The organism is Microbispora sp. NPDC046933 (assembly GCF_040644635.1).
GTDB lineage: Bacteria > Actinomycetota > Actinomycetes > Streptosporangiales > Streptosporangiaceae > Microbispora.
On record NZ_JBEYWW010000015.1, the window covers coordinates 23,757 to 47,473 of the forward strand.

Annotated in this window: 19 protein-coding genes; 15 read left to right on the forward strand and 4 right to left on the reverse strand. The window is 74.0% G+C overall.

The annotated features are described in order from the left end of the window. Window positions 1-9 precede the first annotated feature (9 nt). From ABZ857_RS21035 to ABZ857_RS21060, 6 genes are all read left to right on the forward strand, one after another. Window positions 10-825 (forward strand): amidohydrolase family protein, encoded by an 816-nt coding sequence (locus ABZ857_RS21035; protein WP_357045285.1) that lies wholly within the window; start codon window positions 10-12, stop codon window positions 823-825. After that, window positions 815-1,615 carry an amidohydrolase family protein gene (locus ABZ857_RS21040; RefSeq protein ID WP_357045287.1) on the forward strand — a complete coding sequence of 267 codons (801 nt, stop codon included), beginning with the start codon at window positions 815-817 and terminating at the stop codon, window positions 1,613-1,615. Before ABZ857_RS21035 ends, ABZ857_RS21040 begins: the two co-directional genes overlap by 11 nt. After that, complete coding sequence (locus tag ABZ857_RS21045; protein WP_357045289.1) at window positions 1,612-2,349, forward strand: SDR family NAD(P)-dependent oxidoreductase; 738 nt, start codon at window positions 1,612-1,614, stop codon at window positions 2,347-2,349. The genes ABZ857_RS21040 and ABZ857_RS21045 overlap by 4 nt, the downstream gene beginning before the upstream one ends. Further along, the gene (locus tag ABZ857_RS21050; protein ID WP_357045291.1) at window positions 2,349-3,605 is read left to right on the forward strand and encodes a hypothetical protein; all 1,257 of its coding nucleotides are present in this window, start codon (window positions 2,349-2,351) and stop codon (window positions 3,603-3,605) included. The genes ABZ857_RS21045 and ABZ857_RS21050 overlap by 1 nt, the downstream gene beginning before the upstream one ends. Then, window positions 3,578-6,067, forward strand: a complete 2,490-nt coding sequence (locus ABZ857_RS21055) for a hypothetical protein (protein WP_357045293.1) — start codon at window positions 3,578-3,580, stop codon at window positions 6,065-6,067. Before ABZ857_RS21050 ends, ABZ857_RS21055 begins: the two co-directional genes overlap by 28 nt. A 317-nt stretch (window positions 6,068-6,384) precedes the next feature. Beyond that, window positions 6,385-7,254: a fumarylacetoacetate hydrolase family protein gene (locus ABZ857_RS21060; protein ID WP_357045295.1), complete on the forward strand. Its 870-nt coding sequence runs from the start codon at window positions 6,385-6,387 to the stop codon at window positions 7,252-7,254. Between the two features lie 63 nt (window positions 7,255-7,317). Here ABZ857_RS21060 and ABZ857_RS21065 read toward each other — a convergent pair whose 3' ends face one another. Further along, window positions 7,318-7,704, reverse strand: a complete 387-nt coding sequence (locus ABZ857_RS21065) for a helix-turn-helix domain-containing protein (protein WP_357045297.1) — start codon at window positions 7,702-7,704, stop codon at window positions 7,318-7,320. Window positions 7,705-7,828: 124 nt separating this feature from the next. On the opposite strand from ABZ857_RS21065, the gene ABZ857_RS21070 reads away from it, so the two are divergent. Beyond that, window positions 7,829-8,569: an SDR family oxidoreductase gene (locus ABZ857_RS21070; RefSeq protein ID WP_357045299.1), complete on the forward strand. Its 741-nt coding sequence runs from the start codon at window positions 7,829-7,831 to the stop codon at window positions 8,567-8,569. A gap of 207 nt (window positions 8,570-8,776) precedes the next feature. Here ABZ857_RS21070 and ABZ857_RS21075 read toward each other — a convergent pair whose 3' ends face one another. Next, window positions 8,777-9,322: a DinB family protein gene (locus ABZ857_RS21075; protein WP_357045301.1), complete on the reverse strand. Its 546-nt coding sequence runs from the start codon at window positions 9,320-9,322 to the stop codon at window positions 8,777-8,779. A gap of 115 nt (window positions 9,323-9,437) precedes the next feature. On the opposite strand from ABZ857_RS21075, the gene ABZ857_RS21080 reads away from it, so the two are divergent. The 7 genes from ABZ857_RS21080 (at window position 9,438) to ABZ857_RS21110 (ending at window position 18,962) form a co-directional block, all read left to right on the forward strand. Then, a complete protein-coding gene (locus ABZ857_RS21080) occupies window positions 9,438-10,445 on the forward strand; it encodes an SWIM zinc finger family protein (protein ID WP_357045303.1) in 1,008 nt (335 codons plus the stop codon). An 88-nt stretch (window positions 10,446-10,533) separates the two neighbouring features. Further along, window positions 10,534-11,889, forward strand: coding sequence for a DUF5691 domain-containing protein (locus tag ABZ857_RS21085; RefSeq protein ID WP_357045305.1), 1,356 nt, complete (start codon window positions 10,534-10,536; stop codon window positions 11,887-11,889). Further along, on the forward strand, window positions 11,886-12,953 hold the full coding sequence (locus ABZ857_RS21090; RefSeq protein ID WP_357045307.1) for an AAA family ATPase: 1,068 nt from the start codon (window positions 11,886-11,888) through the stop codon (window positions 12,951-12,953). Before ABZ857_RS21085 ends, ABZ857_RS21090 begins: the two co-directional genes overlap by 4 nt. Window positions 12,954-12,999: 46 nt before the next feature. Next, window positions 13,000-15,357 (forward strand): DUF5682 family protein, encoded by a 2,358-nt coding sequence (locus ABZ857_RS21095; protein WP_357045309.1) that lies wholly within the window; start codon window positions 13,000-13,002, stop codon window positions 15,355-15,357. Next, window positions 15,357-16,490, forward strand: coding sequence for a VWA domain-containing protein (locus tag ABZ857_RS21100; protein ID WP_357045311.1), 1,134 nt, complete (start codon window positions 15,357-15,359; stop codon window positions 16,488-16,490). The genes ABZ857_RS21095 and ABZ857_RS21100 overlap by 1 nt, the downstream gene beginning before the upstream one ends. A gap of 17 nt (window positions 16,491-16,507) precedes the next feature. Continuing rightward, window positions 16,508-17,872 (forward strand): MFS transporter, encoded by a 1,365-nt coding sequence (locus ABZ857_RS21105; RefSeq protein WP_357045313.1) that lies wholly within the window; start codon window positions 16,508-16,510, stop codon window positions 17,870-17,872. Window positions 17,873-17,966: 94 nt separating this feature from the next. After that, on the forward strand, window positions 17,967-18,962 hold the full coding sequence (locus tag ABZ857_RS21110) for an enolase C-terminal domain-like protein (protein WP_357045315.1): 996 nt from the start codon (window positions 17,967-17,969) through the stop codon (window positions 18,960-18,962). Between the two features lie 352 nt (window positions 18,963-19,314). Here ABZ857_RS21110 and ABZ857_RS21115 read toward each other — a convergent pair whose 3' ends face one another. Both ABZ857_RS21115 and ABZ857_RS21120 read right to left on the reverse strand, forming a co-directional pair. Beyond that, complete coding sequence (locus ABZ857_RS21115) at window positions 19,315-20,826, reverse strand: LCP family protein (RefSeq protein ID WP_357045317.1); 1,512 nt, start codon at window positions 20,824-20,826, stop codon at window positions 19,315-19,317. Between the two features lie 99 nt (window positions 20,827-20,925). Further along, window positions 20,926-22,431, reverse strand: a complete 1,506-nt coding sequence (locus ABZ857_RS21120) for a prolyl oligopeptidase family serine peptidase (protein WP_357045319.1) — start codon at window positions 22,429-22,431, stop codon at window positions 20,926-20,928. A gap of 127 nt (window positions 22,432-22,558) precedes the next feature. Here ABZ857_RS21120 and ABZ857_RS21125 point away from each other — a divergent pair, with 127 nt between their 5' ends. Further along, entirely contained in the window at window positions 22,559-23,659 is a 1,101-nt protein-coding gene (locus ABZ857_RS21125) for an exonuclease SbcCD subunit D (RefSeq protein WP_357045321.1), read from the forward strand. Window positions 23,660-23,717 lie beyond the last annotated feature (58 nt).

Here is a 23,717-nt window from a genome sequence, read left to right on the forward strand (position 1 = left end):
GAGGATCTTTTGCGTTATCTCGACTGCAACACCTTCATCGGCCGCCCGGCGGGGCACCGGCCCCACCTCACCCGCGCGGTGAGCGCGGCCGACCTGGTCGCCGAGATGGACCGGGTCGGCGTCCACGAGGCGGCGGTCTACCACGTGCTCGCCCACGAGTACGCCCCGCAGACCGGCAACGACCTGCTGCTGCGCGAGCTGGAGCAGGCGCAGGAGGGGGTGCGGGAGCGGCTGCGCCCGGTCGGCGTGGTGCTGCCGCCCCACACCGGGGAGATGCCGGAGCCGGAGCGCCTGGTGGCCGATCTGCTGGCGGCGGGCGTGCGCATGGCGCGGGTGTTCCCGTCGTCGGTGATGGCCGGGCATCGGTTCTCGCTCGCCTCATGGTGCTCCGGAGAGCTGCTGGCCGAGCTCGAGCGCGTGCGCATCCCGCTCGCGGTCGACTTCACCCTCTTCCGGCGCGGCGAGCCGCCGTGGCGGGAGATCCACGACCTGGCCGACAACCATCCCGGGCTGCCGGTGATCCTGATGGACATCCAGGGCCGCAACAACCGCACCCTGTATCCCCTGCTGAAGCGGTTCGGCAACCTGCTCGTGCAGTCGGCCGGGTTCAACGTGCACCGCGGCCTGGAGGACCTGGTCGCCCGCTTCGGCCCGCACCGGGTGGTCTTCGGGTCGGGTTTCCCCCTCCGCTCCCTGGGCGGGGCCCGGCTGCACCTCGACCGCGCCGACCTGCCCGAGGCGGACAAGGAGCTCATCGCGTCGGGAACGCTGACCCGGCTGCTGTCCGACGTCGAGATCAAGGAGACGGTCGCCGATGCCCGCTGACAGGACCCCGCCCACTGATTGGCCGCTGGTCGTGGACGCCCACTGCCACCTCGGCGCGTTCCGCAACTTCCACATCCCCGGCAACGACATCGACGCGATGGTCGGCGTCATGGACCTGCTCGGCGTGGACGTCGCCGTGGTGGCGGCGCACGCCGGCATCTACGCCGACTACCGGTTCGGCAACGACCAGGTGATGGAGGCCGCGCGGCGGCATCCCGGCCGGGTGCTCGGCTACTGCTGCATCAACCCCAACTACGCGGGGGAGGTCCGCGACGAGCTGGAGCGGTGCTTCGCCGACCCGGCCTTCCGCGGCGTCAAACTGCACCCCGAGCTGCACGGCGACTATCCGCTCGACGGGCCCGCGTACCGGCCGGTCTGGGAGTTCGCCGCGGAGCGGGGCGTGCCGGTGCTGTCGCACAGCTACTTCGCGGGCGATCCGCTCGCGGTGTTCGCGGCCCTGGCCGACGAGTATCCCTCGGTGCCGCTCCTGCTCGGTCACGCCGGTCTCGACTACGGCCTCGACCGGGTCGTGGACGTGGTCGCCGGCCGCCCGAACATCCACCTCGACCTCACAGGACCGCTCTCCTGGGACGGCGTCGTCGAGTTCCTGGTGCGCGAGCTCGGGTCCGGGCGCCTGGTCTACGGCAGCGACATGCCGTTCATGAACGCCGCGCTCCAACTGGGCGGATGCGTGTACGCCCGGGTGGACCGCGAGGACAAGGAGCGCATCCTCGGGGCCAACGCCGCCGCGCTCTTCCGGGTGGACACCATGACGGAGGTGCCGGCATGACCCGGCTCGCCGGACGCACCGCCCTGGTGACGGGGGCGGCCCGCGGCATCGGCCGCGCCGTCGCCGCCCGCCTCGCCGCCGAGGGCGCCCGCGTCACCGCCTGCGACGTCCAGGCCGACCGGCTCGCGGCCGCGGTGGCGGAACTCAGCGGCGAGGTGGAACCCCTGGTCGCCGACGTCGCCGACCACGCCGCGATGGCCCGCCTGATCGGCGCGCGGCCGGTGCCGTACGACGTGGTGGTGAACAACGCGGCCGTCGCGCCGCGCATCCCGCTGGCCGACCTGAGCCCCGAGGACCTGCGGGAGACGCTGCGGGTCAACGTGGAGGCCGCCGTCTTCATCAGCAGGGAGGCCGGGCGGGCGATGTGCGCGGCCGGCCGCGGCTCCATCGTCAACGTGGCGTCGGTCAACGCGATGCGCGGCCAGCCCGACATGCTGCACTACAACGCGTCCAAGGCGGCGCTGGTATCGGTCACCCAGACGCTCGCGGTCGAGTACGCGCGGTTCGGCGTGCGGGTGAACGCGGTCTGCCCGGGCTCGACGTGGACCGAGATCTGGGCGGAGAGCGGCTGGGACGAGGAGACCAAGGCCCACTTCACCGGCCGGATCCCGCTGCACCGGTTCGCCGCCCCCGAGGAGATCGCCGCGGCGGTGGCGTTCCTCGCCGGGGACGACGCCTCGTACGTGACGGGTCACGCGCTCGTCGTCGACGGCGGCCTCACGGTCGGCATGTAGTGACCCAGTTCTCGATCTTCTGCGGCCCGCTGGACCTGGCGGGGGAGGGCGTCGGCACGGTCCTGGGCAACGTCCGCGAGCGCGCGGGCGTCGAGCGGATCGCGCCGGCCGTGGCCTACCACGCGGCCCGCGACCTGCTGCCGCACAACCCCCTGCGGGCGGTGGCGGACGGCGGCGCCGGCGTCTGCTTCAGGCCGGAGTGGGACCGCTATCCGGGCCCGGCCCTGCGGCCCGCGGAAAGCGAGTTCGCCATGGGCCGTGACCTGCTCGGCGAGCTGTGCGGCGCCGCCGGGTCGTACGGCGTGAAGGTGGACGCCTGGATCGTGTACCTCCACGACGATGGCCCAGGGGCGCGGCCCGGTGTGGTGCGCAACCTGTACGGCGACGCGTACCCGCACGTGCTGTGCCCCGCCTCCCCGGAGGTGCGGGCGTACGCGGTGGCGCTCACCGAGGACGTGTGCCGCTATCCGATCGGCACGGTGCTTGCGGAGGCGCCGCACTGGCTGCCGTTCGAGCACGGCCACGGGCACGAACGCCGGTCGGTTTCCCTCGACCCGGCCGCCGCGCTCCTGCTCGGGCTGTGCTTCTGCCGGCACTGCCGCCAGGCGGGCGGCGAACGCGGGGTGGACGTGCCGGACCTGCTCGCCGCGGCCTGGGCGCACGTCGAGGCCTGTCTCACCGGCGACCCGCCCGCGCCCGGCCCGGCCGGCCGGGTGTGGCGGGCCGGGCTGCGGGAGTACCTCGCCGCGCGGTGCGAGCGGGTGACCGCGCTGGTCGCCGACCTGGCCGCGGCGGCCGCCCGCGCCGGGGCCGGATTCCGGCTGCTCGACCTGTCCGCCGGGCTGCTCGGCTGGGCGGACGGCCGTCCCGAGGGCCCGCCCGGTGTCGCCGCGACCGGGGAACTGGGGGTGGACCCGGCCGGGGTCGGCCGCATCTGCCCGATCACCGTCACCGCCTACGCTCGCGACCCGATGCGGGTGCGCGCAGAGACGGCCGCCTACCGGGCCCAGGCCGGGCCCGCGGCGCGTCTCGGCGTCGCCCTGCGCCCGATGAGCCCCGACTGCGACTCCGCCGAGAACCTCGCCCGCAAACTCGGCGTCGCCCGCGATCTCTGCCTGGATCGCGTGGATTTCTATCACTACGGTCTGAGCCCGCTCGCGGCCCTCGACCGCATCCGCCAAGCACGCGCCATCGCCGCACGCCGAACCCACACCGAGGAGGAACCCGGATGCACCGACGTCGAAGCATCCTCTTAGCCGGGATCGTCGCGGCGACGATCTGCGCGGGGCCATTACAGGCCCCCGCGCAGGCCGAGCCGGTGCCCCCGCCCCTGGGCGGTCAGCAGGTCTGGCCGAACCTGAGCGAGCCGTACGTCGAGGGCGTGCGGGAGGCGCTGCGGTCCGGGACGGACCTGTGGGGCGAGCACCTGATCTCCATGCCGGAGGGCCCCACCTTCGAGAACATCAAGGACTACCTGGTGCCCATCGCGACGGGCGGCGTCGCGACCGGCGAGCCGGACAACGGCGCCCTCGGCGTCTCCGACACGGGCTACCACTACCTGCCGCTCACGCTGCCGCAGGGCGACACGGCGAAGACGCAGTCGCCGCCCGAGCCGACCTCCAACCACTACGCGCTGCACACCGCGGACGGCAGCGGCGTCACCGCCGACTGGCACACCCCGTGCGAGGCCGCGCCCTGGACCAAGGACTACTCGGAGGCGTTCACCGCCCGCTGCGCGAACTTCTGGCAGGCCCAGTTCTTCGTGGGTGCCGACGGCGCCGAGCGCTACGGCTCCGACCTCGGCAGACTGACCGGGCAGACCCTGCTCGACGGCTACCTGCCGGTCCTGCGCACGGGCTACCGCGACGCCGCCGGGGTGGACTACGTCCAGGAGTCCTTCGCCGCCCGCGTGCCCGAGACCTCCTCCTTGGTGAGCTTCGTGAAGATCACCGCCACCGGCAGGGGGACCGCTCGTGCCGCGAGGTTCCGCGTCCACGTACGGGACCCGAAGAGCCCCGGCCTGACGCTGGACGGGCACAAGGTGAAGGCCGGGCGGAACGTCTACCTGCTCGCCGACGGCCGGCCCGCGCTCACCGGCGGCGACCTGACCTACGACCTGGACCTGTCGAGGGGCGCGCGCACCGTCACCCTCGTCGTGCTCAACAACCCCGCCGAGGTGCGCGGCGACGGCGTCTCCGCGCTGCGCAGGTACCAAGCGGCGCGCGAGGACGTGGCGCGCTACTGGCGCGGCAAGCTCGACGGCGGGGCGAAGATCTCCATCCCCGAGGAGTACGCGACCGACGCGCTGCGCAACCTGCTGATCCAGAACCTCACCATGGGCTGGCGCTACAGCATCGGCAACTTCTACGAGCAGCAGTACGTGCCGGAGATGGTCGACACGGTGTCCGCGCTGGGCGAGTTCGGCTTCACCGACGACTACCGCAACAACCTGCAGACGCTGCTCGACCTGACGAAGGAGGGCGGCCCCGCCTACCCCGTCATGTACCGGAACTGGGAGCAGGGCGCCAAGCTGCTGGCCGCCGCCCGCTACTACCGGCTCACCGGCGACCGGAAGTTCGTCGAGCGCAACCTGGACAAGCTGCGGGGCTACCTGGACGACTACGTCCGGCAGGCCGCAGCCGACCCGCACGGCATCCTGGAGAAGCAGCGCTGCTGCGAGGACAACTGGAACGCCGGATACTGGACGCACGCCCAGCTCGTCTCGTGGTGGGGCTGGCGTGACATGGTCGAGGTGTTCCGGCGGACCGGCCGGCAGGACCTGGTGGACGCCTACGCGGGGCCGTTCGACACCTTCGGCCGCAACCTGCGGACGGTGATCGACGCGTCGAAGGTGGAACTGCCCGACGGATCCCTGTTCGTGCCCAGGGAACTGCTGTCCGGCGACCAGCCGTACGAGACGATCACGCAGAGCCGCGACTCCAGCTACTGGAACCTGCTGGCCTACTACGGCTACGCCTCGGGCTTCTTCACCCAGGAGGAGAACGCGAAGCTGCTGAAGTACGTCCACACGCACGGCGGCACCTTCCTCGGCATGGTGCGGTTCAACTACACCGGCCAGGCGATCGGCGACTGCAAGCCCGACGGGCTCGCGGGCTACGAGGGCACCGGCGTGGACCAGGTCTACGGCTACCAGTACAACCGGTTCCTCGCGAACAACGACGAGGCAGACCGGCAGGTGCTCTCCTTCTACGGGCAGCTCGCCCACGGGTTCTCCCGCGACACGTTCATGGTCGGGGAGGGGGCGAACCTCGACCCGTGCCCCGGCAAGTTCCACCGCGGCACCTGGTTGTCGCCGCTGAGCGCCAACAACGCCTCGTTCCTCAAGGATCTGCGGGAGATGCTGGTGCACGAGGAGGGCGACGAGCTCGGCAGGCCCACCGGCCTGCGGCTCGCCTCGGCCACACCCCGCGGCTGGCTGGCGGACGGCAAGACCGTGGGAGCCGGCGACCTGCCCACCGTCTACGGCCCGGTCGGCTACACGCTGACCTCCCAGCTGTCGAAGGGAGTGGTCCGCGCCGACGTGCGGCTGCCCTCCGGCCTCCGCGGCGCCGCGGTGAAGCTGAGGCTGCGCGTGCCCGCCGGTCACACCCTGACCGGGGCGAAGGCGGGCGGCCGTACGCTGCCGGTGACCGGCGACACGATCGACCTCACCGGCCTGAGCGGGCACGTCACCGTGACGGCGCGGTTCTCGCGCTGACCGGCCCGATCTCCCACCGGCCGGTCTGACCGGGCGTCTCGGCGTGACGGCACCGCTGCCACGCTTACCGGCCTGCCGCGGCGGCGAACTGGCGATGGCGCGCCGCCCCGGCAGCAGGCGGGCGGGGCCCGGTTGGGCTCCGCGGCCCCGCCCGCCACCTCCGCTCGGGGTGATCCGCGACGGCATGCTGCTCGTCGTACGGCCGGGGCGCCCGACATAAGCGCCCCGGCCGCGGGTCGGCCGTCGTTCTTCCCCTGCCGGGCCCGGCTCGTACAGGCTGGGGGCGGCACCTCCCATCGACTCGTGAAGGCGTACATATGCGACTTGTTCGTGGTTACCTCCTCGATCACACCGGCGCCTCGGGCCCCGCGCGCTGGGCGGTCCGCGACGAGGAGGGCGACCGCCTGCTTCCCGAGGACTTCTCGCTCGGGGAGGCGCTCTCGTCCGGCCTCGGCCACTTCCGCCGGTCCCTCGCGGCGGCGACCGGCGAGGCCGTGACGCTGGCCTCGCTCGCGGCCCCCGTGGACCACTGGACGGAGGTCTGGGCCGCCGGGGTCACCTACCGCAGATCGCGGGAGGCGCGCAGAGAGGAGAGCCGCGCCCCCGACGTCTACGAGATGGTGTACGACGCTCCCCGCCCCGAGCTGTTCTTCAAGTCGCTCGGCTGGCGGGTGCGCGGGCACGGGCAGGCGATCGCCGTACGGCCCGACTCGTCCTGGAACGTCCCGGAGCCTGAGCTGGCCGTGGTCGTCTGCGCCAACGGGGAGATCGCCGGTTACACCATCTGCGACGACGTGAGCTCCCGTTCCATCGAGGGCGAGAACCCGCTGTACCTCCCGCAGGCGAAGGTCTACCTCGGCGGCACCGCGCTGGGGCCGGGGATCCGCCCCGCCTGGGAGGTGCCGGACCCCTACGCCCTCGGCATCCGTCTCGGCATCTCGCGCGGTTCCCGGGAGATCTGGGCGGGCTCGGCGAGCACCGGCCAGCTGCACCGGCGGATCGACGACCTGGTGGAGCACCTCCTGCGCGCCGACCGGTATCCGTACGGGGTGGTGCTGGCCACCGGCACCTGCCTGGTGCCCGAGTCGGATTTCACCCTGACGCCCGGCGACGAGGTGCGCATCGAGATCGACGGCCTGGGCCGTCTGGTCACCCCCGTGGGCACGGTCGCGGACATCGACCTGTGACCGGGGCAGCCGGCCGGTGATCGGGCGTCAGGGGGCCGGCGGCCTCGCACGGCATGAGGGCGCTCACGGTGAGGCGCTCGCCTGCTCGCCGGGCGAGGCGGCCGGCGTGCCGTGCGCCGCCCGGGCGGCGACGATGGCGTCCGCGTGGTCGCGGATCCAGGCCGTCAGGCCGCGCAGTGGTTCGCTGATGCCGGCGCCCAGCGGCGTCAGCCGGTAACTCACCTGGGGCGGCGCCGACGGCACGACGGTGCGGTGCACCAGGCCGTCCTGGGCGAGCGTGCGCAACGTCTGGGAGAGCATCTTCTCGCTGATGCCCTCGATCTTCTCGCGTAGCTCGAAGAACCGGTGCGGTCCGCCGGACAACGCGGTCAGCACCAGCACGCCCCAGCGGCTCGTGACATGCTCCAGCACCATGCGTGCGGCGCAGTCGCTGTGAAACGCGTCACTCAACGGCTCCGCCTCCACCGTCCGGCCTGGGTCCCGACTTTAATCTCATGAGCTTACCTAAAGGTACGTCCTTACCAGAAGAAAGCCCGCTTCCTATCGTGACTCATCGAGCCGAGAGGAGACGGAGATGGAGAAGGTCGCACTCGTGACAGGTGCCGGCCGGGGGATCGGCGCCGCGACCGCCCGGGAACTGGCGACGCGGGGATATCACGTGATCGTGAACTACCGCCGGGACGAGGCGGCGGTCAAAGCAGTGGTCGACGCGATCGAGGAGGCCGGGGGGACCGCCGAGCCCGTCCGGGCCGACGTGCGCGAGCCGCGGCAGGTGGAGGACCTGATCGCGGCCTGCCGCCGCCTCGACGTCCTGGTGTGCAACGCGAACATCCAGCCGCCGTTCGCCCCGTTGGAGCTGATGGCCTGGGAGGACTTCGCCGGGAAGGTGACCGGTGAACTCGCCGCCGTGTTCCACGTCAGCAAGCTCGCTCTCGCGAGGATGCGCGAGGAGCGACAGGGCCGGATCGTGTACGTCTCCAGCGTCGCCGCCGGCCTCGTCCGTCCGGGAGGCGTCGCGCACGCGTCCGCGAAGGCGGCGCTCGAGGCCTTCGCCCGGCAGGTGGCCGGAGAGGCCGGGCCGTGCGGGATCACCGTCAACATCGTGGCCCCCGGCGCGGTTCGCACCGACGCCTCGGCAGGGCTTCGCACCCCCGACGTGGAGGCCGCACTGGGCAGGCGTTCGGTCCTGGGGCGCATGCTGGAGCCCGAGGACGTGGCCGCGGTGATCGCCACGGTCGCCGACGGGGGCTTCCACGCCGTCACCGGGACCCGCGTCACCGTGGACGCCGGACACGGCATTCTCCTCGACCAGTGAGGCGGCGGTCGCGCGACCGCCCGGACGGCACCTTGGCATGACATCGGCATGAAGTCGGCATGACGTCGGCATGGCGTCGGCTGCTCCCGCGCGGAGCGCCAGGCGCCCGGAGCGGCCGTGAGGGGCGAGCAGGCCGGATCGGGGAGGCGAGACGGCTCCGGCGGCGCGCGTCGGCCGATCGTCCAGGTTGTGCCCGCCTCGCGTGCCTCACCGGCCGGTGGCGCCGTCGATCCGCTCGCGGAGCAGGTCGGCGTGCCCGTTGTGGCGCGCGTACTCGGCGATCATGTCCACCAGGATGCGGCGCAGCGAGATCGGCTGTCCGCTGGCGCGGTGCACTCCGGTCTCGTCCAGTGAGCGGGCGGCGGCCACGATCTCGCGGGAGCGCTCGCACTCCGCCCGCCACACGGCGAACGCCTCGTCGACGTCCCCGCCCAGATCCTCGAAGTCCTGGTCGGGGTCGTCGTCCGAGTAGTAGAGGAGCGGAACGTCCTCACCGGCGAACTGGATGCGGAACCACCACCGCTCGACGCCCCCGAGGTGACGAAGGATGCCGTGGAGACTGAGCCCGGACGGCGGAACCCCCTTGTCCGACAGCCGCTCCTTCGGAACGCCCGAGCACTTGAGCGCGAACGTCTCACGGTGCCAGTCGAGGCAGGCCGTGAGGACCTCCCGCTCGTCGCCGACGAGGGGAGGGGCGGTCCGGGAGTCGTCGTCCCACTTCTTCGAGTAGTTCGCCTCGGGAATCTCGCTCATGGGTTCGACCCTGCCAGACGGCCCCGACAGTTCCGCCCGCCGCGCTCCTGGCCGGTGCGGCGGCCGTCCGCGGCCGGGCCCGGTTTTGTCGGAGTGCGTGGCTACTGTGCGGCGGGTGAAGGAACGGTGGGGCCGGGCCGCGACCCAGAGCACGGGCGACGCCGAGGCAGGCCGCGCCCGAGCCGGCGCCGAGGCCGGTGGCCGGGCGGCGGCCAGGCGCACCCAGGCCGAGCAACGGGAGCGCAGGGTCGCGGCGGGCCTGTCGGAGCTGGAGCGGTGGCTCGCCGACCAGATCGGGCAGGGGATCGCACCGGCACGCCAGACAGGCCCGGCGGACTGGGACGACCTGGCCAGGCGGCTGGTCGACGCGCAGGCCCCCGGCGTGGCCGGCACGGTCACCCGGCTCTCTCGCGTGCTCGCCGCCGACGACTGGCCGAGCCTTCTCCTCGAGGAGTACGCGCTGCTGCATCTGCTCGCGGTCGCCTACCGCCGCGCCGCCGCCCTGCCCGGGCCGCTGCGGCAGACCGTGCGGGCACGGGTCGGCTTCCCGGTCACCAGGGAGTCCGTCCTGGCCACCCCGGCGGTGCGGGACCACTGGGACGTCGTGGGCACACGCGACGAGGAGCAGGAGCGCCTGGTCGCCCGGCGGGTGTGGCTGGCGGGCCGCACGACGGGCCGGGTGGCGATGGTGCTGTCGTTCGCGCCGGTCGGGCAGCCGCTCGACCCGTTCCCGCCTCCTGGCACGACGATCGACGCGGATCTGGCCTTCTACCCGGGGGCGTCGCCGCTGCGGGCCCTGGTGGCCGAGCGGCGGGGCCTCGTCGACGCTGGACCGCCGCCGGGGACGAACGTCTCCCGGGTGCCCGCGCTGATCGCCGAGGTGCTCGCGGCCGATCCCTGGACCGACTCCTGGCCGCTGGTGCTCGCCGGCGTCATCCCCTGCCAGGACGGCCTCGCCGACGAGGAGGGGAACGCGCTGCCCCTGCACCCGTCGGCGGGCGTCCCGTGGCGGCTGCTGGCCGTCTCCGGCGGGCGGCCGGTGACGGTCGCCGCCGAGTGGACGCCGCGCGGGATGCTCCCGCTCACGACCTGGGACGAGGAAGGCGCGGTGGTGCGGTTATGACCCCGGTCAGGCCGCTCCCCGCGGAGCGTGGCGCCTGGTGTTCCCGCGAGAGAAGGCTTCGCGGCTTTCCCGGAAGGAGGAGTGCCGCATGGTGACCGCTTCCTGGGAGGAGACGGTGTCCACCGCGCTGGTGGGCGCCGACCGCCGCGCCGTCCCGCCGGAGAGCCTGCTGGAGCAGGCCGCCGAGCAGGTGGTCCGGATGCGCGCGGGCCGGCGGCCGGGCAGGGGCGGGCCGCCGGCCCCGGCGGCGGCGGAGACGCTGCCGCTCGTGCCCGCCGCCGCCGCGGACCGGCTGGCCCGCATGCTCGCCGGTGAGCAGAGCAGGCTGCTGACCGAGTGGCTGGAGACGGCCGCCGCGCGGCGGGTGCGCGTTCCGGCCGAAATGATCCCCGGGCTGCTCGACCTCGGGGCGCGGGACCGGTCGATCCGCGCCTGCGTGGGGGCGGTCACCGGTGCCCGGGGCCGCTGGCTCGCCGGTCTCAACTCCGCCTGGGCGTACCTGCTGGCGGAGCCGGCGCCCGTGCCGCCCGACGAGGTGTGGGAGCTCGGCACGAGCGGCGACAGGCGCGCCTTTTTGACCGCGCTGCGCCGCCGAGACCCCGCGGCGGCGCGGGAACTGCTGGAACGCGGCTGGAGCGCGGAGACACCGGAGGACCGGGCCGTCTTCGTGACGATCCTCGCCGACGGCCTCGGCATGGCCGACGAGCCGTTCCTGGAGGCGGTGCTCGACGACCGGCGCCGCGAGGTGCGGCAGGCCGCCGCCGACCTCCTCACCCGCCTGCCGCGGTCGCGGCTGGCGCTCCGCATGACCGCACGGGCGCGCCGGTTCGTGACCGGGAACGGCTCCGGGCTCCGGGCGGAGCCGCCGCCGGCCTGCGACGCCGCGATGGAGCGCGACGGCGTCAGGGCGCGGCCGCCCGCCGGGATGGAGACGCGGGGCTGGTGGCTGCAGCAGGTGGTGGCGCACACGCCGCTGTCGTTCTGGCCGGGTCACCTCGGCATGCCGCCGGACGAGATCGCCGGGGCCGGGATCGGCGACTGGGAGCGGGAGGTCCGCATGGGCTGGACCCGGGCCGCCATCCTGCAGCGGGACGCGACGTGGGCGCGCGCCCTGTTCGAGGCCGAGCCGCTGACCGACCTGCTGGCCGTGCTCCCGCCGGAGGAGCGGTCCCACCGGGCGGCCGAGCTGGTGGCGGGCCATCCGGTGGACGGCCAGATGGTCATGATGCTGGGCGGCGTGCCGCGGCCGTGGGGGCACCGGCTGGCGAGGGCCGTGCTCAAGAAGATCGTAGAGACCACGCGCACGCAGCCGTGGAACGCCGGCGAGCTGATCCGGCTGGCGGGCGAGCGGTTCGACCCCGCGATGCACGAGCACGCCGGGGAGGTCCCCGAACTGGCCGCGACCCTGCGATTCCGCTTCGACATGCTGAAGGAGCTTGCGTGACCACCGTTCTGCGCCCGCACGCGGAGGACCAGTTCGCCGACGAGCTGGCGATCCTCGCGAAGACCGACGACCGGCCGCGCCCGCCGGGCTGGCGGCTGTCGCCCTGGGCGGTGACGACGTACGTGCTGGGGGACGGCGGCCAGATCACGCCGAAGTACATCGGCCCGCGCAGGATCGTCGAGGTCGCGGTGGCGACGCTCGCCACCGACAGGGCGCTGTTGCTGCTCGGCGTGCCCGGCACGGCCAAGACCTGGCTGTCCGAGCACCTCGCCGCGGCGATCAGCGGCGACTCGACCCTGCTCGTGCAGGGCACGGCCGGCACGGCGGAGGAGGCCGTCCGCTACGGGTGGAACTACGCGCGGCTGCTGTCGGAGGGCCCCTCCCGCCGGGCGCTGACGCCGAGCCCCGTCATGCGGGCGATGGCGGAGGGACGGCTGGCCCGGATCGAGGAGCTCACCCGCATGCCGTCCGACGTGCAGGACGCCCTGATCACCGTGCTGTCGGAGAAGACGCTGCCGATCCCGGAGCTGGGGGAGGAGGCGCAGGCGGCCAAGGGCTTCAACGTCATCGCCACCGCCAACGACCGCGACCGCGGGGTCAACGACCTGTCGAGCGCGCTGCGCAGGCGGTTCAACACCGTCGTGCTGCCGGTCCCGGCCACCACGGAGGAGGAGGTCGACATCGTCGCCCGGCGCGTGGCGCAGCTCGGCCGCTCACTGGAGCTGCCGGAGACCGTGACCGGGCTGGAGGAGATCCGCCGCGTGGTGACGGTCTTCCGGGAGCTGCGCGCGGGCGTGACCGCCGACGGGCGGACCAAGGTCAAGTCGCCCAGCGGCACGCTCAGCACGGCGGAGGCCATCTCGGTCGTCACCAACGGGATCGTGCTCGCCGCCCACTTTGGGGACGGTGTGCTGCGCCCGGCCGACGTCGCGGGCGGCATCGTCGGAGCGGTGGTCCAGGACCCGGTGTCCGACCGCGTGGTGTGGCAGGAGTATCTGGAGACCGTCGTCCGCGACCGCGGCGACTGGCGCGACTTCTACCGGGCCTGCCGCGATGCCGGCTGAGATCGCCGCCGGTGCCTCGTCCGGCCCGGAGGTGTCGGTGCCGCGTTTGTCGGTACCGCGTTTGACGGTGCTGGGGGTGCGGCACCACGGGCCGGGATCGGCCAGGGCCGTGCGTGACGAGCTGGACAGGATCCGGCCCGACCTGGTGCTCGTCGAGGGCCCGCCCGAGGCCGACAACCTGCTGGCGCTCGCCGCCGACCCCGGCATGCGCCCGCCCGTCGCGCTGCTGGCGTACGTGCCGGGGGAGCCGTCGCGGGCCGCCTTCTGGCCGTTCGCGGAGTTCTCTCCGGAGTGGCAGGCGATCGCCTACGCCGCCAGGGCGGGCGTCGAGGTGCGGTTCTGCGACCTGCCCGCCGCGCACGGTCTCGCGCTGGGCGCCGACCCCGTACGCCGCGACCCCATCGGCGAGCTGGCCCGTGCGGCGGGGTACGACGACCCGGAGCGGTGGTGGGAGGACCTGGTCGAGCACCGGGGCGAGGCCGGGACGCTCGACGTGGTCGCCGAGGCGATGCGGGCCGTGCGCGAGGGGCACGCCGCGGAGGGCGTCGAGGCCCGGCGCGAGGCGTACATGCGCAGGACGGTGCGGAAGGCGGCACGGGAGGGCTTCGCCCGGATCGCGGTGGTATGCGGGGCCTGGCACCTGCCCGCGCTGACCCCGCCCGCGCTGACCCTGCCCGCGCTGACCCTGCCCGCGCTGACCCTGCCCGCGCTGACCCTGCCCGCGCTGACCCCGCCCACGCTGACCCCGCCCACGCCGTCCCCGCCGGGACGCCGCGCCCGGGGGTCCGGACTCACCGCCGGGTCCGGCCCGGAGGCGCCGGACGGGCCGGGCCGCCCGCCCTCCGCGGCCGAGGACGAGCGGCTGCTGCGCGGCCTGCCCAAGGTCAGGGTCGAGATGACGTGGGTGCCGTGGACCCACGGACGGCTCGCCGCGGGCGCGGGCTACGGCGCGGGCGTCGCCGCGCCCGGATGGTACGAGCACCTGTTCACGGCGCCCGACCGCCCGGTGGAGCGCTGGCTCGCCCGCGCCGCCGCGATCCTGCGGGAGGAGGACCTGCCCGTCTCCTCCGCGCACGTCATCGAGGCCGTACGGCTGGCCGAGGGACTGGCGGCGCTGCGCGGCAGGCCGCTCGCCGGGCTGTCGGAGGTCACCGAGGCGGTCAGGGCGGTGCTGTGCGACGGCGACGAGCTGCCGGTCGAGCTGGTCCAGCGGCGGATGGTCGTGGGGGAGCGGCTCGGGCGGGTGCCGGACGCCACGCCGATGGTGCCGCTGCGGCGGGACCTGCGCGACGAGCAGCGGCGGCTGCGCATGAAGCCCGAGGCCATGGCCGGGGAGCACGACCTCGACCTGCGCAGGCCGCTCGACCTCGGCCGCAGCCGGCTGCTGCACCGGCTCGCCCTGCTCGACGTGCCCTGGGGGACGGCCCGGCGGGCCCGGAGCAAGGGGACGTTCAAGGAGTCGTGGTCGCTGGAGTGGCGTCCTGAGCTCGACGTGGCCCTCATCGAGGCCGCCGTGTGGGGGATCACGGTCGAGGCGGCGGCGGCGGCCCGGGTGCGGGCCCTCGCGGGCGGCGCGGGCCTGCCCGAGCTGGCCGCGCTGGTCGAGCGCTGCCTGCTCGCCCACCTGCCGGACGCGCTGCCGTACGTCCTGGGGCGGATCGAGGACCGGGCGGCGCTCGACGGCGAGGTGCGCCACCTCATGGGGGCGCTGCCCGCGCTCGTGCGGGCCCGCCGCTACGGGGACGTGCGCGGCACCGAGGGCCTCGCGGGCGTCACCGAGTCGATGCTCGCGCGGATCTGCGCCGGGCTGTCGCCCGCCCTGACGGGGCTGGACGAGGACGCGGCCCGCGAGATGGCGGCGCTGATGGACGGCGTCCACACCGCGGCCGGGCTGATGGGGAGCGGCCGGTGGCTCACGACGCTCGCCGGGATCGCCCGGCGCGACGACCTGCCGGGGCTGCTCGACGGCCGGATCGTGCGGATCCTGTCCGACGCCGAGGCCCTGGAGGACGATGTGGCCGCCCGCATGGCGCGGTCGATGTCGCCCGGCAACCCCCCGGCCCGGTCGGCGGCCTGGATGGAGGGCTTCCTGTCCGGGGGCGGCCTGCTGCTCGTCCACGACACGCGCCTGCTCGCCACCGTGGACGCCTGGCTCACCGGCCTGTCCCCCGAGGCGTTCGTGGACGTGCTGCCGTTGCTGCGGCGCACGTTCGGGGCGTTCCCGGCGCCGGAGCGGCGGATGATCGGCGGGCGGGTCCGCTCCGGTTCCACACTCCGTTCCTCCGCACCGGGCTCCTCGGAAGCGGGCGGCGCCGAGGGGGCGGACTGCGACGACGGCCTGGCGGCGGGGGCCGTGCGAACCGTGCGCGAAATCCTGGGACGAGAGACGGGCGGGAGGCCCTGATGGGCGGCGAGGACGAGCGGCTGCGCCGCTGGCGGCTGGTGCTGGGCGGCGCGGCGGAGGGGACGCTGGAGGGAGCGGACGCCCGCATGGACGCCGCCCTCACGGCTCTCTACGACGGGCAGGAGCGGCGCGGCGCCGGCCTCGGCGCGTCCGCGCCACGGGTGGCCCGATGGCTGGGGGACATCCGGGAACACTTCCCCGCCGGCGTCGTGCAGGTCATGCAGAAGGACGCCATCGAGCGGCTCGACCTGACCCGGCTGCTGCTGGAGCCCGAGATGCTGGAGGCCGTCGAGCCCGACGTGCACCTGGTGGGCACGCTGCTGTCCCTCAACCGGCTGATGCCGGAGCGGGCCCGCGAGTCGGCCAGGGCCGTCGTCCGCACGGTCGTGCGGGAGCTGGAGGCGCGGCTGACGCGGCGCACCGTCGCGGCCGTCACCGGCGCCCTCGACCGCTCGGCCAGGACCCACCGGCCCAGGAGGGCGGCCGAGGTCGACTGGGACCGTACGATCCGGGCGAACCTGCGCAACTACCTCCCCGAGCGGAAGACCGTCGTGCCGTCCCGGCTGGTCGGGTACGCCCGCGGGCAGCGGGCCGTCCGGCGGGAGGTCGTGCTGGCCGTCGACCAGAGCGGATCGATGGCCGCCTCGGTCGTGTACGCGGGCGTCTTCGCGGCGGTGCTCGCCTCGATGCGCTCGCTCAAGACCTCGCTCGTGGCCTTCGACACGGCCGTGGCCGACCTCACCGACCGGCTGCGCGACCCCGTCGAGGTGCTGTTCGGCACCCAGCTGGGCGGCGGCACCGACATCAACCGGGCCGTGGCCTACTGCCAGAGCCTCGTCACCCGGCCGGCCGACACGATCTTCCTGCTGATCAGCGACCTGTACGAGGGCGGGCCGCGAGAGGAGATGCTGCGCCGGATCGCCGCCATGACCGCCGCCGGAGTGCAGGTGATCGTGCTGCTCGCGCTGTCGGACGAGGGGGCGCCGCAGTACGATCACGACAACGCGGCGGCGCTGGCCGCGATGGGCGTCCCGGCCTTCGCCTGCACGCCGGACGCCTTTCCCGGTCTCATGGCGGCCGCCATCGAGCGCCGGTCCTACGACCAAGGTCGCATGGCCGCTCCCGGCCGGTGATTTGTAATGTCCGTATCATGACTTCGGTAATGACCGCCCCAACTGTTTTCAGCCAGCGATACCGCGCCCTGAGCGTCGGGATCGTGGCCCTGGTGATGTTGGTGGCGTTCGAGTATCTGGCGGTGGCCACCGCGATGCCCCTGATCGGCCGCGAGCTGAACGGCTACCACCTCTACGGCCTGGCGTTCAGCGGCGGCATGGCGGCCAACGTCATCGCGACGGTGGTCGGCGGGCGCTGGAGCGACGCGCGGGGGCCGTTCCCCGCCCTGTGGACGGGCGTGGCGGGATTCGTCGCCGGGCTGGCCGTCTCCGGGTTCGCGCCCGCCATGGAGATCTTCCTCGTCGGCCGGTTCCTCCAGGGGCTCGGCGGCGGTCTGTTCAACGTGGCGTTGTACGTCCTCGTCGCCCAGGCGTACCCCTCCGCCATGCATCCACGGGTGTTCTCGGCGCTGGCCGCGGCGTGGGTGCTGCCGTCCGTGGTCGGCCCGGCCGTCACCGGATCCGTCGCGGAGACCTTGAGCTGGCGCTGGATCTTCCTGGGCGTGGCGGTGCTGTCGGTCCCCGCCGCGCTGATCATGTGGCGGGGCCTGCCCGCGTCGGCCGGGCAGCCGAAGGAGGCGATGGGCCGGGCCTTCCTGCCCCGGTTCGCCTGGGGTGTGTGCGCCGCCGTCGGCGCGGCCCTGCTGCAGTACGGCAGCGGCGCGGCGGGCGCGGGGATCCTTCTGGCGGTCGCCGGGCTGGCGGTCCTCGCGCTGACGTTGCCGAGACTGCTGCCGCAGGGGACGCTGCGCGCGGCCCGCGGCCTGCCCACCGTGATCGCGCTGCGCGGCCTGGCCGCCGGGTCGTTCTTCGCCGCCGAGGTGTTCGTCCCGCTGATGCTGGTGCAGGAGCGGCACCTGAACACGGCCGAGGCCGGGCTCGCGCTCACCGGAGGGGCCCTCGCATGGTCGCTCGGCTCGTGGATCCAGGGGCGCAGGCCCCACGCGCGGGCGCTGACCATCCGCCTCGGCGCGACGCTGATCGCCGCCGGCATCTGCGTCACCGCTCTGATCGTCATCCCCGCCACGCCGGCCGTCGTGGTCTTCGCGGGCTGGGTGGTGGCGGGCCTGGGCATCGGCATGGTCTTCCCGACACTGTCGGTGCTGGTGCTGGAGCTGTCGGCGCCGGGGGAGGAGGGCCGCAACAGCGCGTCGCTGAGCATCGGCGAGTCGGTCTTCTCCGTCGTCGCCGTCGCGATCACGGGGGCGCTGTTCGCCGCGTACGGGGGTCGGCCGTGGGTCTACCTGACGTGCCTGGGCCTGCTCGTCGTCATGGCGGGCACGGCCACGCTCGTCGGGGGCCGTTTCGAGCACCGCCGCGAAGCGGGCACCATGGAGGTCTAGGGAATCCCGGAAATCCCGCCGTGGAGCAGGCCGGCCGGACGCAAGGCTCCCCGAGCCGCCGGCGGGATCCGGGGAAAGAAGCGAGGGGATCCGAGTGCCGCGTGTCCGGGAACTGGAGGTCTTCAGGATGACCCTGCCGTACGGCAGGCGTCCGGAGACCGTCCTGATCAAGATCACGGACTACGGCGGCATGGTCGGCTGGGGCGAGGCCGTCGATCCCGCCGAGGCCGGCCCGCTGGAGCGGGCCCTGCCCGCGCTCATCGGCCTCGACTGGGAGCACCCGTCGGAGCTGGGGGAGATCCCCGGCGGCGCGGCCGGCGATATGGCCTGCTGGGACCTGTGGGGCCGCATGAACGGCGTCCCGCTCGCCCACGCCCTCGGCGGCAGCCGTACGTCGCTGATCGCGACCGTCAGGCTGGCGGCGGACCGCTCGCTGGAGAGCATGGTCGCCCGGGTGAACCGGCACGTCTGCGCGGGCTACGGGCACGTGACGCTGGACGTCCATCCCGGCTGGGACGTCGAGCCGCTGCGCGCCGTGCGCGCCGCCTACCCCGGCCTGGCCATCGCGGTGGACGGGCGCGGCGCCTACACCGAGATCGCCCAGCTGGAGGCGCTGGACGCCTACGGGGTGGTGGCCATCGAACGCCCCTTCAAGGACCTGCTGACCAGCGCCGACCTGCAGGACCGGGTGTCTGCCGCGGTCGCGGTCGAGGTGACCTCCGTGAGCGAGCTCGACGAGGCGGTGAGCCTCAAGGCGGGCCGGGCGATGCTGCTGCGCCCCGCGAGGTTCGGCTCGCTCGGCGCCGTACGGCTCGCGCACGACCGCGCGGTGGAGGCCGGGTGGGACATCGTCTGCGCCGGCGGCCTCGGCGCGGGGCTGGCCCGGGCCGCGACGGTCGCCGTCGCCAGCCTGCCGGGCTGCTCGCTGCCCAGCGACGTGGCCGAGCCGCCGCGCAGCGCCCAGGTGGTGCTCCCGCCGGTCGGCGCGTCCGGCGGGGTCGTCGCCGTGCCGCTGACCCAGCCCGGTCTCGGGCACACCGTGGACGAGGACCGGGTGCGCCGCATGGCCCGCGAGTCGTTCCGCGTCTGATCCGCGAGCCGGCGGCGTCCGACGGCTGCTGCACGCGGGCGTCCGCGACGAGGACGCGCGGGACCTGGCGACCACGGTCATCAGCACGCTGGAAGGCGCCGAAGTGACGGCCCAGGTCCTCCGCGGCGAAGAGCCCTGCGCGCGGCGGGCCGTCAGCTGGCCCGCCTGGTCGGGTCGTACGAGACGGGCGTCGCGGAACGCCGGGACCGCCGGGACGAGGAGCGGGGCTGAGCCCCCTGCCCGGTGCGCGGCGAGTCTCCGGCCGCCGGCCCCCGCGTGCGCTCACCGCCGCGGACGGGAAGTGACGGGGTCAGCGCGCCATCGCCGTGTGGCGCTCTCGCCGCCGGCGGGGTCAGCGTGCCATCGCCGTGTGGGGCGCCCCGCAGCCGTCGTCGATCGGGCTCGGCGTCCCCGGCGGCGAGAGCACGGGCGTGGGGGAGGGCGTCGGGGAGTGCCGGTGCCGGCGCGGCCCCGGAGCGGGCGAGGGCGTGGCGGAGGGGCCGGCCTGGGCGTGGACCGAGGCGTGGATCGCCCTGGCCGTGAGCAGCCGGATCCGCTCCCAGTCGGGATAGGCGGTGTTGATCAGGGGCGGCACGAACTGCAGGCTGGTGATCGAGGCATGCTTGACCTTCCAGGCCAGCGGCACCAGGTGCTCCAGCATGGGCCGGGGCACGTCGGTGCGGACGATCCTGCGCGTGACCGCCGCGATCTCGGTGAACCGCGTCAGCACCGTGGCCGGGTCGGCCTGGGAGAGCAGGGCCCCGAGGACGCATCGCTGCCGGTGCATCCGGTCGAAGTCGTCGCTGAAGGTGCGGGAGCGGGCGTACCACAGCGCCTCGCTGCCGTTCAGCCGCCGGGTGCCCGCCCTGACGGCGCCCTCGTTGTGCAGGCCGTACACGATGTCGCGGTCCACCGTCATGACGAGCCCGCCGAGCGCGTCGATCATCTTCGCGAAGCCCCAGATGTTGACCAGCGCGTACCAGTCGATCCGTAGGCCCAGGATGTGGCCGACCGTCTCCTTGAGGACCTCGGCGCCCATGTGCCGCCGTCCGCCGAACAGCTCGGGGTGGTCGTCGGCGTACTGCCAGACAGAGAACAGCAGGTCCTCGCGCCAGCCGGGGCGATACTCCGGGAGCTGGAAACCGAACGGGAACCGGGCGGCCATGGGGCTGCCCGGAGGGAAGCGGACGTGTTCCAGGTTGCGGGGCAGGCCGAGCAGCACGGTGTTGCCCGTCCGCACGTCCACGCTGGCGACGTTGATGCTGTCGGTGCGCATCCCGATCCGGTTGCTGCCCCAGTCGCCGCCGAGCAGGAGCACGTTGACCCGGTCGCGGCCCGCCCACGGGTCGTCCGGGCGTACGGCGCCGCCCGCCTGGACGGCCCCGCCCGGCGCGGCGAACAGGGAGTCGAGAGTCCGCTCGGACACGCGTACATACCGGGCGGCGACCGCGAACGGCACCGCGACGACGACCGCGAGCACGCCCGCGGCCAGCCCGGTGAGGACCTGCCCCGAGCGGGGCAGCCGCCCGGGACGCAGGACGACGTACGAGCGGATGACCAGCCAGAACCAGGCGACGGCACAGGCCGCGAACACCAGTGAGATCTGGCCCAGCCAGCCCAGCGCGCGTCCGGCGAGGCCCGCGTCGGCGCCCACGGCCACGCCCGCGACACAGGCGACCACGGTCAGGTAGCCGCCGAGCAGGAGCAGCCCGGCGCGCCACCGGCCCGCTCGCAGGTGCGCCGCGCCGGGCAGCACCGCCGACAGCGCCACCCACCCGATGAGCGCGGCGGCTCTGAACGCCGGCCCGCCGCGACGCGTCGCCTGCGGGGCGCCGTTCGGAGGTGCCAGATCAGGGGTGACCACGCGTCAATTGAAGCGACACCGGCCGCCGAAAACCCGTGACCGGCCCGAGCCGGAGCAGTCCATACCGGCATTTGACCGAGGCTCGACCCGCGGCTCGGCCTACCAGGGGAAGGCGAACAGGCCGTAGTAGGCGGCGGTCACCAGTAGCAGCGCGGTTCCGCCGAGCACACCGGCGAGGACGCTCTTCTGCCAGGGCGTGGGCTCCCAGCCGTCCCGCAGGCCGCCGATCACCGCCGCGAACGTCGTGACCGTCTGCACGAGCATCACGATGGCGAGCAGGCGTACGACCAGCCATCCGGCCTGAACGGCGGGCCAGGCGCCGGCCTGGTTGACCGAGAACAGCACGATGAGGGTGATGAACGCCAGGACGGCGGCGAGCTCCCCCAGCCCGGTCCAGGCCATCCGGCGCAGCCGCCGCCTGATGGTGGGCCACAGCCGCACGCTGGCCTCCATCCTGGCCTGCAGCCGCAGGTCGCGACCGCGCAGCCGGACGACCATCTCGGTGACCGGCGCCGCGACGTATCCGACCGCGGCCAGGCAGAGCGTGAGCCACAGGATGGTGCTGTTCCCCCACCACGGCGCGGCCGGCACGTCGGCCGCCTCGAAGCGCTGCACCGGCGTCGCCCCCGCGATCGCCACCGAGGGCCTCGCCGTACGCGGCAGGTCCTTGATCCAGTTGGCCAGCGCGGGCAGGTAGTCCGCCGCGTACGGTCCGCCGCGGATCCGCATGGCGTGGTCGGCCCCGGCGAGGAAGCGGATCGTGTAGTCGGTGTTGCCGCCCTTGGTCAGGGCGCGGGTGAGCGTCTCGGTGCTCTCCACGAACGGGATGGACGGGTCGTCGGTGCCGTACAGCGCCAGGACGGGCTGGGTGATCCCGCGCAGGGCGGGCACCCCGTCGTACCGCAGGAAGTCGAAGCCGACCCCGCCCATCGCCCGGGTGAGCAGGTCGCGTACGCCGGTCGGGGCGTGCAGGCGCAGCAGCTGCTCGTTCAGCGCCCAGGCGACCTGGCGCAGCGGCGAGACGTTCGGAGAGGAGACCAGGACCACGAACGCGGCCCGCGGGTCGCGCGCGGCGGCGATCGGGACGACCCAGCCGCCCTCGCTGACGCCCCACAGGCCGGCCCGCGCCGGGTCGACGTCGGGACGCCCGCGCAGCACCCGCAGCATGCGCAGGGCGTCGTCGGCGAGCAGCCCGAAGTCGCGGCTGCGGAAGGAGTAGCCCACCGTCCGCTTGTCGTACGCCAGCGTCACGATGCCCGCCTGGGCGAGCCACTCGGCCTGCTGGGTGAACTCCCCGCCGTCGCCCGACCCCGAGCCCTGCACGAACACCATCGCGGGGTGGCGTCCCGGGGACAGGGGCGCCCTGATCGTCGCCTTCAGCGTCTCGTTCTTCGCCGGTACGAGCAGCGTCTCGGTACGGAACCGGTCGGTGCGGGCGACCGGCCGCACTTCGGCGGCGGGCTGGGGAGGTATATCGCGAAACTGGGGCGAAGCGGACAGAGGTGGGGGATCGAAGGCCGGTGGGGAGAGCAGATGGCCGACGGCGGCGAGGACCACCATCAGCACACCGGCGATCACCCCGAGAGTGCCCCGGCCGACGTTCATGAGGCCGCTCCCCCATGCGTGCTCGCGATACCGAACCCAGGCTAAGTCATTACTCCTCCTTTGCGTCGTGCACCAGAGGGGCGGTTGGGGCCGCGTTTGTCGGCGGGACCTGTTAGCTTCCTGCGACATGCGTGTCCTGCACAGCTCCGACTGGCACCTCGGCCGGTCGTTCCACCGCGAGAGCCTGCTCGGCGCCCAGGCCGCGTTCGTCGACCACCTGGTCGAGACCGTGCGGGCCGAGCGCGTGGACGTCGTGGTTGTCTCCGGCGATGTCTACGACCGGGCCCTGCCTCCCGTCGACGCGGTCGCGCTGTGCAACGAGGCGCTGGCCAGGCTCAAGGCCCTCGGCGCGCACACCGTGCTGATCAGCGGCAACCACGACTCCGCCGTACGGCTGGGCTTCGGCGCCGACCTCATGGAGCGGGTGCACCTGCGCACCGACCCCGGCAGGGCCTGGGAACCGGTCGTGATCGGCGACGTGGCGTTCTTCGGCATCCCCTACCTCGAGCCCGAGCTCGTCCGGGGGCCGTGGGAGCTGGCCGAGCGCAGCCACACCGCGGCCGTCACGTACGCGATGGACCGCGTGCGGGCGCATCCGGCGGCGCGCAAGGTGGTGCTCGCGCACGCGTTCGTCACCGGGGGAGAGGCCAGCGACAGCGAGCGGGACATCAGCGTCGGCGGGGTCTCGCACGTGCCGTTGAGCGCGTTCTCCGGGGTCGACTACGCGGCGCTGGGGCACCTGCACGGCCGTCAGGTGATGAGCGAGACGGTCCGCTACAGCGGCTCGCCGATCGCCTACTCCTTCTCCGAGGCCGGCCACACCAAGGGCTCGTGGCTGGCCGACCTTGACGCGGGCCGGACGGAGTTCGTCCCCGCACCCGTGCCCCGGCCGGTGAGCACGGTGCGGGGCCGCATCGACGACCTGCTGACCGACGGCCGCTTCGAGCGGTACGAGGACCACTGGCTGCAGGTGACGCTGACCGATCCGGTGCGGCCGCGCGAGGCGATGGAGCGGCTGCGCCGGCGCTTCCCGCACACGCTGGCGCTCGCCTTCGAGCCGGACGGCGCGGCTGCGGGACCGGTGGGCCGCGCCAGGATCGCCGGTCGGCCCGAGATCGAGGTGGCGCTCGACTTCGTCCGCGAGGTCCGCGGTGAGCCCGCGGACGACGACGAACGGCGCCTGCTGCAGGAGGCGGTCGAGGCGTGCCGCATCAAGGAGAGCGCGTGAGCGAGCGAATCGGTAAGCACAGTCGCGATTCGCGACGCGGCCACCTGCGGTCTCCGGC